Raw genomic sequence first — 9,868 nt, 5'->3', positions numbered from 1 at the left:
TGGCGATATCGGCGATCGCTATAAAGCGTGAGAGTACGGCCAGTGATAAGCTTGAAGTGCGACTGGAAATTAATCTTTATATGAATAAATAATAAAATGGATGCAGCGGAAAAAAAACGGAAAATGATCATTGGAGGGGTGCTGGTAGGGACAGTGATCGCTGCGGCTTTGGTCGAAGTTGATGACGAGCCTGAATTGCATGTTCCAGAGACCCTGCAATCAGGAAGAACAGCTCAGGACAGAGCTAAAAAAACTGAATCGAACGCTGCGCAACTGGATGTGAGTAAGCTCGGGCAACGGAAATTTAGCCCGGTTGCCGGTGAGTTGTTTGCATCTACGAACTGGGTACCGAAACGGACTGTTATCGACGATCATGAAGAAGAACAAGCAATCAGAATGGCACAGGCCGCAAGAACCTCGGAGCCTCCTGTACCGACTGCACCGCCTTTGCAATTTAAATATGCGGGTAAAGCGATTGCGGACAATGAAACATGGGTTTTCCTGTCGCAATCCGGAGAGAATCTCATTACCAAGATTGGCGGAAAAATTAACGATACATACCGGCTGGACTCGGTCAATGACAATGCCATTACAGTGACTTATTTGCCGCTCAATATCAAACAGACGCTTACGATCAACAATCAAATCGCAGGAACTTTCTGATGAGAAGCTGGAATACGATTGTCCTTATCATTTTGTCCATATCTATCGCAGGATGTGCGATCAATAACCGAACATTCGATACCCGGAACACTGCGTTTGATGACGGAAAAAAGCTGATTACACAAGGCCAATTTGAGAGCGGGCTTACAAAATTAGAACAAGCTCGACGTGAAGAGCCTGAAAATAAGGAGATTCAAGCGGTATCAATACGCTTATACGAAGAAGTGATTGGTAAACTTCAGTTTGATGCTGAGAACTTACGCTTATCTGGAGATCTGGAACGTGCCGAACAAGCATTCCAACGTATCTTAAATCTCTATCCGTTTAATGAACGCGCTAAAGAGGGTATCGAGCAGATAGCACTGGAGCGTCGCCATATTGCTGCAATCGATACCGCAAGAGCATTGTTGGCACGCAACGATACGTTAGGTGCGGAAACAATGATTCGTGCCATTTTGCAAGAGAATCCCCAACAGTTGCATGCGCGTCAGTTGATCGCAGAAATTAATTCGAGACTATCGCGACCTGAAGTTACTGACTTGGCGTTGGAATCCTCCTTTAAAAAATCAGTGTCGATGGAGTTTAAAGATGCTGATTTGAGATCGGTATTTGAAATCATGTCGCGCACCGCCGGCATCAATTTTGTGTTTGACAAGGATATTCGGCAGGATAGCAAAATTTCTATTTTTGTGCGCGACAACACCATCGAAGATATTCTTAAATTAATCTTGACGACCAATCAATTGGCTTACAAGGTACTCAATAATAATTCATTATTGATTTATCCGAATACACCAGCCAAGTTGAAAGATTACCAGGAACTGGTAGTGCGCAGCTTCCAGATCGCGCATACCGATGTGAAGCAGATGGTTGCGATGGTTAGAGGTATCGTCAAGGCTAAAGACATTTATGTTAACGAACAGCTTAATCTGTTTATCATGCGCGATACGCTGGAAGCAATCCGTTTAACTGAGCGCTTGGTAAGTCTAAATGACTATGCAGAACCCGAGGTCATGCTTGAGGTATTGATTCTGGATATTACTCGGAATAACAAATTTATAGTGGGACCTAATTTTCCTCAATCACTGCAATTTAGCTGGGCAGGAGCAGCAGCTGTAGCTCCTGCACCGGCTTTAATTAGTTCATTTGGCTTTGATGGCCTCAAAAGTTTTGGTATGACTAGGCAAGCTCAGATTGATTTTCTACAAAATTTCTCATCGGGAGATATCCTGGCCAACCCCAGAATTCGAGTCAATAATCGAGAAAAAGCGAAGATTCATGTGGGTACCAAGGAGCCTTTTTTTACAGCTAATGTGCAGGCTGGTGTTTCAGCCGTTGTTACTTCAACACCAACTTTTATCGATTTGGGTGTCAAGCTTGATGTTGAACCTCGTATCGGATTAAATGACGATATTACGTTAAAAGTTACTTTGGAAGTAAGTTCTCTGTTAGACACAATTCAAAGTCCGCAAGGAGCAACCGCTCCCCGTGTTGGAACGAGAAATGCCGAAACTTTGCTTACTATAAAAGATGGGGAAACGCAAATTATAGCAGGGCTTCTTGATAATCGGGATAGGAAAAGCGTTACAGGTCTTGCTGGATTGCTGAATATTCCAGGATTGGATCGATTGACATCCAATCAAAACATTGACAGAACAAAAAATGAGGTGGTGTTGCTCATAACTCCTCGTATTATTCGCAATCTTGCCAGACCATCTAACTTGGAAAACGAATACCACTTTGGTACCGCTAGTGAAGCGGGTAAATTGCCAGTCAAAATTCACAAAACCGCAGCACAATCCCTGGCAATTGCACCAGCTGGTTCTGGTTCAGCTGCTGCAAGAGGCTTGGATGCCTTTGCTGCGACACGGGAAGAATCGGATATTCCCAATCCTTTTGCCGCTGCTGCAACGATGACGCCTACATTGACGATGCAGGCGCCAACTACGGTTGGCTTGGATAAGGAATTTTCGGTCAATGTCCGGCTGGTCGGTGCAAAACCGATGGTCAATACGGAGCTCCAATTAAATTACGAATCCAGCGTCTTGGAAGCGCTCGATGGCGGGGATAAGTCCGGTACGCGCACTATCAGGCTGGGTAGAGACCAAACGACCGGCCTGGCTACGCAAATACGATTTAAAGTGATTGCGGCCAACCCTGGCATCACGGAAATCAATATTCAGAATGCCACTGCTGAAGATCTAGAGACCGGAGAGTCGATCGATGTGATGTTGCCTGCAACTGCAACTGTCAATTTTAAATAATTTTCATGCGGAGTTCATTGACGTTCTTTCGTAAACATAAAGGTTTTACACTAATTGAGTTGATGATCGTGCTCGCGATTATGGGGATTCTGGCGACAGCGGCCATGCCGTTACGTGAACTCATGGTAAAGCGAGAAAAGGAGCAAGAGCTGCGCGTTGCATTGCGCCAGATACGCACCGCAATCGATGCCTACAAGCTGGCTACCGACGAGGGACGCATCGCCAAAAAAGTCGATGAATCGGGTTATCCTCCCAGGCTTGAAGAACTCTATATGGGCGTGCCGGATATCAAAGACCCTAAAAAGAAAATTATTTATTTTTTGCGCCGTCTGCCCAGAGATCCCATGTTCACAGAATTGGATGTTATGGGCATGGGCATACAGTTAACTCCGGCAGAAGAAACCTGGGGGAAACGAAGTTATGAAAGTCCCTGGGATAGCCCCAAAGAAGGCGATGATGTTTTTGATGTTTTTTCACGCTCGGAAGCCATCGGCATGAATGGCGTCCCTTACCGGGAATGGTGACCGCATGTCAGCAAATCTGAGACACCAGGGATTTACCTTGATCGAATTGCTGGTGGTCATGGCCATTGTTGCCACGTTACTGAGCCTTGTCGCCCCACGTTATTTCAGTTCGCTCGACAAAGCCAAAGAAGCGGTATTGCGGCAAGATCTCTTGATTATGCGAAATGCAATCGATCAGTTTTATTCCGACACCGGAAAATATCCGATTGATCTGGAGGAGTTGGTGGACAAGCAATATTTACGCAAGGTTCCGATAGATCCATTTACTGAGAACAATCAAACCTGGATTGTGATGCCGCCCAAGAATGAAATGGAATCAGGTGTCTATGATGTTCATAGTGGTCACACCGGGCAATCAGCGGACGGTACCTATTATGAAGAATGGTAGGCGATTCTTTTTGAGTCGTATTTTTTAGCGAGCTAGAATGTCTCCGCGAGAAAATGGCTTTGTCTATCTCTGGGCGTTGTTTTCTATCGCTTTGGCTGGCGTTATCATGGCTGGGGCAGCGCAGGTATGGCAAGCCAAATCCCAGCGCGATAAGGAAGCTGAGCTGTTGTTTATTGGCGAACAGTTCCGCAAAGCCATCATGTCTTATCATAATAGTGGCACAAAGCAATACCCGGAAAAATTGGAAGACTTGCTGCAAGATGGCCGTGCAATAAACGTTCAGCGTCATTTACGTAAAATCTATCTGGACCCGATCACCAACTCGGAGGAATGGGGTCTGATTGAGGAAACTCCGGCCAATACCGCCGCCGGTGCGGCAGCAACACAAAACAACGCAGCGTCGAATCAAAGATCGGCGACAAATCCAAGTTCAGCTACGAATCCAAATACAACTTCAGGAATGGGTGCAGCTTCAAGTCCAAATGTAACCCCAAATAATCCCAATGCCGCTGCCAATCCGAGCGCAGCAGCGAGCCCCGGCTTAGCTCCTAATGCTAATCAAACGGCGGGCGCTGCTGGGCAAGCTTCCGGCAGTAATCCGGCAACGAGCACCAGCTCTGGAATGAGCTCTAATATTGGGAAGAGAATCATCGGGGTATATAGTCTTTCGGAGAAGAGGCCCATAAAAAAAGACCAATTTCCCGAGGTTTATGCCAAGTTCTCGGAAGCTAAAACTTATCAGGATTGGAAATTTATCTATAAACCTGGAGAAGGCGCCGCTGCAAAAGGGGCAGCATCGCCACAGAATCAGCCCAGTACCCCTGGAGCAGCGCCAGCGAAAGGTTCGCCTTTTTCACCGCAATCCTCCCAAGGCTCATCGGGTTCGTCCGGTTCATCTGCTTCACCTTTCGCGCCGCAATCTTCTCCAGCACCCGCTCAAGGCGCTTCGCCTTTCGGATCGAAATAGCTCAGCGGAAATTTTGAGATATCGCCAATCGTATTCCCGTATCATTCAGCTCCGGTATTGCGGTAGGCTGTCACCTGAATTTCAATTTTCATGCGCGGATCGGACAAACCGGCCGCCAGCATCATCGCCGATGGTCTGACATCACCGAGATATTTGCGCATCACCGGCCAGCATTTCTCGAAGTCTTCGGCTTTGGGAAATACATACGTGACGCGCACCACATCTTTCATGCTTGCACCGGCTTGTTGCAATGCCGATTCGATGTTCTGAAAACATTGTTCCGCTTGTTCCAGCAAATTATCTGAGATAGTCATTTTGCTGTAGTCAAAGCCGGTCGTGCCGGATACCAACACCCAATCACCTTCGACCACTGCGCGAGAGTAGCCGATTTCCTTTTCAAATGTTGAACCTGAGCTGATGAGTTTACGTGCCATACTGTGTCCTTTTTGTCTGATTGAGAAAGTTTTGCGCAAGATATTTCTATAATGGCGCAATGCGTTTATTGTAAAACGAGTTTTGAGCCAGCGCTTTCAAATCTGTAAATGACCATGACGACGACATTTTATTGGCATGACTACGAAACATTTGGTGCCGATCCGCGGCGTGATCGTCCGGCGCAGTTTGCCGGGGTGCGCACCGATGAAGATTTACATGAAATTGGCGAACCGCTGATGATCTATTGCAGACCGGCGCGGGATTTTTTGCCGCATCCGGAAGCTTGCCTGCTTACTGGCATTACGCCACAACTGGCTGATGCGCAAGGACTACCAGAACCGGAATTCATCGCACGTATCCACGCTGAATTGGCGCAACCGGGTACCTGTGGCGTTGGCTACAACTCGCTGCGGTTTGACGATGAAGTGACGCGCTTTACCCTGTATCGCAATTTTTATGATCCCTATGCGCGCGAGTGGCAGCAAGGTAATTCACGTTGGGACATTATTGATCTGGTACGTATGACGTATGCGTTGCGCCCTGCTGGTATCACCTGGCCGCAACATGAAGACGGACAGCCCAGTTTCAAACTGCAGGATCTGGTCGCCGCCAACGGTATTCTGCATGAGTCCGCGCATGATGCCTTGTCCGACGTGCGTGCCACGATTGCCCTGGCGCGTCTGATACGCACGCAACAGCCGCGCCTCTTTGACTGGTTGTTGCAGCTACGCGATAAGCGCAAGGTCACGACACAACTTGATCTAACTACGCGCAACCCGGTATTGCACACGACGCGCATGTATCCGGCTAAAACCGGTTGTACTTCGCTGGCCATGCCCTTGATTATGGAACCGGGAAATAATAACAGCATACTGGTGTATGACTTGCGCCATGACCCGGAAATGTTCCTGCAGCTGAATGTAGACGAACTGAGCCAATTGCTGTTTACCCGTAACGACGACCTGCCCGAAGGCATGCAACGGCTGCCGGTCAAATCAATAAAGATCAACAAATGCCCGGCACTTGCGCCACGCAGTACTTTAGATAATGAAGCCGCCGAACGTATCGCACTCGATCTGGATGCTTGTTATCAACATTGGCAAGCATTATGCGCGACTCCCGATTTCTTTCAGCGCGTGGCTACTGCTTATACCAGTCGCACATTTGAGTCATCCGGTGACGTCGATGTGGCCCTGTATGATGGTTTTCTGAACAATGCGGATGCAGCATCTCTAGTACAAATACGGGCAGCTTCACCGAAACAGCTGGCAAAAATGCAATTTGATTTTCATGACAAGCGATTGCCTGAATTGTTGTTTCGCTATCGCGCCCGTAATTGGCCGGAAACATTAGAGCCAGTAGAAGCGGAGCGGTGGGAATTGTTGCGCTTGCAGCGCCTGACGCAAGCAAATGGCGGTGGAAACATCACTTTTGACGAATTCTCGGCGCAAATTGCGTTATTGCGGGAACCGTATAAGGCAGATGAGAATGCTAAGCGGATATTGAATGAATTGGAAGCGTGGGGTAGTAACTTAATGGATTCGTCATAGATACCTTACATCCAGAGACGTTTTTTCTTTTGCCTTGCATCAGCTATTTCAAAAACTTTTTGTAACGGCTGTTAACGTCTGAAACTATCTGTCGTGATTTCTTTTTCTCCGCACAGCTTGGCGGTTTCATTGACGCAGCCGATTGCGGCAGTCATTTCAAATTCTGCCGCCTTGGCTTCCGCTATCGCAGTTTTTATTGTTTCCGCCTCCATATCAATTGTTTTTGTCGGATCTTCGGCTAAGTTGCGTATTTGTGTCGAAAGGTTGTAAAGCAGAGCAAAGCGTTTTTCTGCTGCATCCTTAGCTTGTTTCATAAAGGCGTGATATTCGCCCAGCAATTCATATTTCATCGCTTATCCTTCAACCTGTTAGCCAAGCAATTAAAACTTGTCGGATATTAGTGTCGAGTTCTACCAAGGCTGATTGGTAGAGTCTGGTAACGAATCATGGAACCAATACAAGTTTCATGCACCCCACAGTATCACAAGAAATTATACTGAATCCATCAGAGAAACCCTCAATTAGTTCTTAACTAGACCTATGCGCGACCGGATATCGGATACAGCATCCGGTGTCCGTTCAATGCGCACCCCCAGCTTCTTGACCCCGCGTATGATCCCAAGTTTGGCAACGCTAACTTTAACCCACGGTGATTGAAATTCCGTCAGAATAGTTTGCGCGATATGCTCAGCCAATGCTTCTAGTAGTGAGAAATGGTGCTTTGTCAGGATTTCGTTAATTCTTTCGATGATCAGCGCATAATCCAATGCGTCTTGGATGTTATCGGATTGACATGCACGGCTGGTGGGCAACGCGATTTCCAGGTCTATCTGGATAGTTTGTGGAACTATCCGCTCCCAGGGATAAATGCCAATCAGGGTCTTGGCCTTAAAGTCGTGCAGAAAAATAATATCCATCGTTGATTAGGCGCTAAAATGTGTGGGTTAATCTGGGAGTGCCGGAGGCTTCATTGTTATGAGCAATACGCGATTCTATTCTATTTTGTCTGGGTGGTGCTGATCACATGACGTTATTGGTATTTGCTTTACTGGCTTATTTGCTGGGATCGGTTTCCTTTGCCGTGATATCCAGTTGGATTTTTAAATTACCCGACCCGCGCACGTACGGCTCAAAAAATCCGGGTGCAACCAATGTCTTGCGCAGCGGCAAGAAAGCAGCAGCAGTTTTAACCTTGCTGGGCGATGCAGGAAAAGGCTGGGTTGCAGTAATTCTGGCGCAAACGTACGCTACGACCTGGGAATTGGGAAACGAAACAGTGGCTGTGGTTGCCTTGGCGGTGTTTCTTGGGCATGTATTTCCGGTATTTTTACGTTTTCAGGGTGGCAAAGGTGTGGCAACTGCAGTGGGAGTGCTGCTGGGCCTGAACTTGTGGATAGGTCTGATGGCCATCGGAACTTGGATACTGGTTGTACTGATCTGGCGCATATCATCGTTGTCGGCTTTGGTTGCCGCCGCGTTGGCGCCAGTATATGCCGGTGCCATACTTGGCTTTGAAGGCAGTACATTGGCTGTGTTGTTGATGTCGCTGGTATTGATTTGGCGGCATCAGTCGAATATCGTTAATTTACTTGCTGGCAAGGAAGGGCGCATTGGTGAGAAAAAATCTCCCGGCACCTAATCAGCTTCCGGCTTCTCAAGCATTTCTAGGTCCCAGCGTGCCTTGACGGTGAAACTGCTGGCTGGTTGCCAATTCTTTTCCGGCATCGACTGGAGTCGCATGGCACCGGCAAATGCGATCATGGCACCATTGTCAGTACAAAATTCAAGTTCTGGATAAAAAACCATCGCGCCTTTTAAGGCCGCTTTATGGTTGAGACTTTCGCGCAATTGCTCGTTGGCGCCGACACCTCCGGCCACTACCAGTCGTGTTAACCTTGATTGCGATAAAGCGGCCAATGATTTTTCCGTCAATACCTCCACCGCCGCATCTTGAAATGCCAAAGCAATATCCGCACGGATTTGGTCGGTACTTTCCTGTTTGTTGACTAAAGTCAGCACTGCAGTCTTTAGCCCACTGAAACTAAAATTGAGATCCCCGCTATTCAGCATTGGTCGCGGAAGTTTAAATTGTCCTGGGCGACCTCGCCGCGCGAGTTTGGATAAAGCCGCGCCACCCGGATAACCCAATCCCAGTAATTTAGCTGTTTTATCAAATGCTTCACCGGCAGCGTCGTCTACAGTCTCGCCCAGCAGCCTATAGTGGCCAACTGCATCCACTTGCATCAATTGCGTATGCCCTCCCGATACCAGCAAAGCAATGAATGGAAAGTCTGGTGCTGGCGTAGATAATAACGGAGACAGTAAGTGTCCTTCAAGATGATGAATGCCCAGAGCAGGAATCTTCAACGAAAAACTCATTGCTGCGCCAATACTGGCACCGACCAGAAGCGCGCCGGCCAAACCGGGACCCTGCGTATACGCTATGGCATTGATTTGGTGCAAGTCACATTTCGCGGCTGCTAATGTTTGTTTAATCAAGGGCAACACGCGCCGGATATGATCGCGTGATGCCAGTTCGGGCACCACGCCGCCATATTCGCTATGCATTTCTATCTGAGAATACAATGCGTGACTCAGCAGACCGCGCTTGGTGTCAAAAAGTGCGATTCCGGTTTCGTCACAAGAAGTTTCAATTCCTAAAACAAGCATTAGAAAAAATCAGGGTGGTTATGGTTTTATGGATAGACTTTCACTGGGTCATTTTAGCATTGTGACGCTTAATGACCGGTAGCTTTTGCTGCACCCTATCGATCAATTTAGCCCGCATAATGCCCGATTCAGAATCCTTTTGCTCAGACGCATTTCACATGGGGAAAGGCTGTCAGTAGATAAATTCTCATAGAGAAGATATAATTCGCTGAATAATTAGCCTTTAAAACAAAAAACCAAAACCATATATTCTAACCGTTCACCTCATCAAGATTACCTGCGTTGCTAATCCACGAAACACAGAATGCTTTATTCCATGCTTGCTTTTGAGGGCAGATCAGGTGAAATGGTACACAATAAACCATAATCCATCCGGCATGTTCGTTGTTAGCCCTATTGATTACTTA

General features: G+C 47.3%; 11 protein-coding genes. 7 read left to right on the top strand and 4 right to left on the bottom strand.

The window, feature by feature from the left end; all coding sequences use genetic code 11:
- Positions 1 to 96: 96 nt before the first annotated feature.
- The 5 genes from Q0C11_RS02890 to Q0C11_RS02870 are packed head-to-tail and all read left to right on the top strand — an operon-like array spanning position 97 to position 4,806.
- Entirely contained in the window at positions 97 to 663 is a 567-nt protein-coding gene (locus Q0C11_RS02890) for a hypothetical protein (RefSeq protein WP_293005578.1), read from the top strand.
- On the top strand, positions 663 to 2,927 hold the full coding sequence (locus Q0C11_RS02885) for a secretin and TonB N-terminal domain-containing protein (RefSeq protein WP_293005576.1): 2,265 nt from the start codon (positions 663 to 665) through the stop codon (positions 2,925 to 2,927). Before Q0C11_RS02890 ends, Q0C11_RS02885 begins: the two co-directional genes overlap by 1 nt.
- Positions 2,928 to 2,932: 5 nt before the next feature.
- Positions 2,933 to 3,451, top strand: coding sequence for a type II secretion system protein (locus tag Q0C11_RS02880; RefSeq protein ID WP_293005575.1), 519 nt, complete (start codon positions 2,933 to 2,935; stop codon positions 3,449 to 3,451).
- A gap of 4 nt (positions 3,452 to 3,455) precedes the next feature.
- Positions 3,456 to 3,839, top strand: coding sequence for a type II secretion system protein (locus tag Q0C11_RS02875; RefSeq protein WP_293005573.1), 384 nt, complete (start codon positions 3,456 to 3,458; stop codon positions 3,837 to 3,839).
- A 37-nt stretch (positions 3,840 to 3,876) separates the two neighbouring features.
- Positions 3,877 to 4,806 (top strand): hypothetical protein, encoded by a 930-nt coding sequence (locus Q0C11_RS02870; RefSeq protein ID WP_293005571.1) that lies wholly within the window; start codon positions 3,877 to 3,879, stop codon positions 4,804 to 4,806.
- Between the two features lie 41 nt (positions 4,807 to 4,847).
- Here the strand turns inward: Q0C11_RS02870 and Q0C11_RS02865 are convergent, their stop codons facing one another.
- The gene (locus tag Q0C11_RS02865) at positions 4,848 to 5,240 is read right to left on the bottom strand and encodes a RidA family protein (protein ID WP_293005570.1); all 393 of its coding nucleotides are present in this window, start codon (positions 5,238 to 5,240) and stop codon (positions 4,848 to 4,850) included.
- A 114-nt stretch (positions 5,241 to 5,354) separates the two neighbouring features.
- Here Q0C11_RS02865 and sbcB point away from each other — a divergent pair, with 114 nt between their 5' ends.
- Positions 5,355 to 6,791: an exodeoxyribonuclease I gene (sbcB, locus tag Q0C11_RS02860; RefSeq protein WP_293005568.1), complete on the top strand. Its 1,437-nt coding sequence runs from the start codon at positions 5,355 to 5,357 to the stop codon at positions 6,789 to 6,791.
- Between the two features lie 71 nt (positions 6,792 to 6,862).
- Here the strand turns inward: sbcB and Q0C11_RS02855 are convergent, their stop codons facing one another.
- Positions 6,863 to 7,141 carry a hypothetical protein gene (locus Q0C11_RS02855; RefSeq protein WP_293005566.1) on the bottom strand — a complete coding sequence of 93 codons (279 nt, stop codon included), beginning with the start codon at positions 7,139 to 7,141 and terminating at the stop codon, positions 6,863 to 6,865.
- A 171-nt stretch (positions 7,142 to 7,312) separates the two neighbouring features.
- A complete protein-coding gene (locus tag Q0C11_RS02850; protein WP_293005564.1) occupies positions 7,313 to 7,708 on the bottom strand; it encodes a dihydroneopterin aldolase in 396 nt (131 codons plus the stop codon).
- 107 nt (positions 7,709 to 7,815) lie between these two features.
- Here Q0C11_RS02850 and plsY point away from each other — a divergent pair, with 107 nt between their 5' ends.
- On the top strand, positions 7,816 to 8,430 hold the full coding sequence (gene plsY / locus Q0C11_RS02845) for a glycerol-3-phosphate 1-O-acyltransferase PlsY (protein ID WP_293005562.1): 615 nt from the start codon (positions 7,816 to 7,818) through the stop codon (positions 8,428 to 8,430).
- Here the strand turns inward: plsY and tsaD are convergent.
- Positions 8,427 to 9,461, bottom strand: coding sequence for a tRNA (adenosine(37)-N6)-threonylcarbamoyltransferase complex transferase subunit TsaD (gene tsaD / locus Q0C11_RS02840; protein ID WP_293005560.1), 1,035 nt, complete (start codon positions 9,459 to 9,461; stop codon positions 8,427 to 8,429). The genes plsY and tsaD overlap by 4 nt on opposite strands.
- Positions 9,462 to 9,868 lie beyond the last annotated feature (407 nt).

It is taken from the genome of Nitrosomonas sp. (genome assembly GCF_022842015.1).
In the GTDB taxonomy this organism is placed as follows: Bacteria; Pseudomonadota; Gammaproteobacteria; order Burkholderiales; family Nitrosomonadaceae; genus Nitrosomonas.
This window is presented reverse-complemented; position numbering and strand designations above follow the sequence as displayed.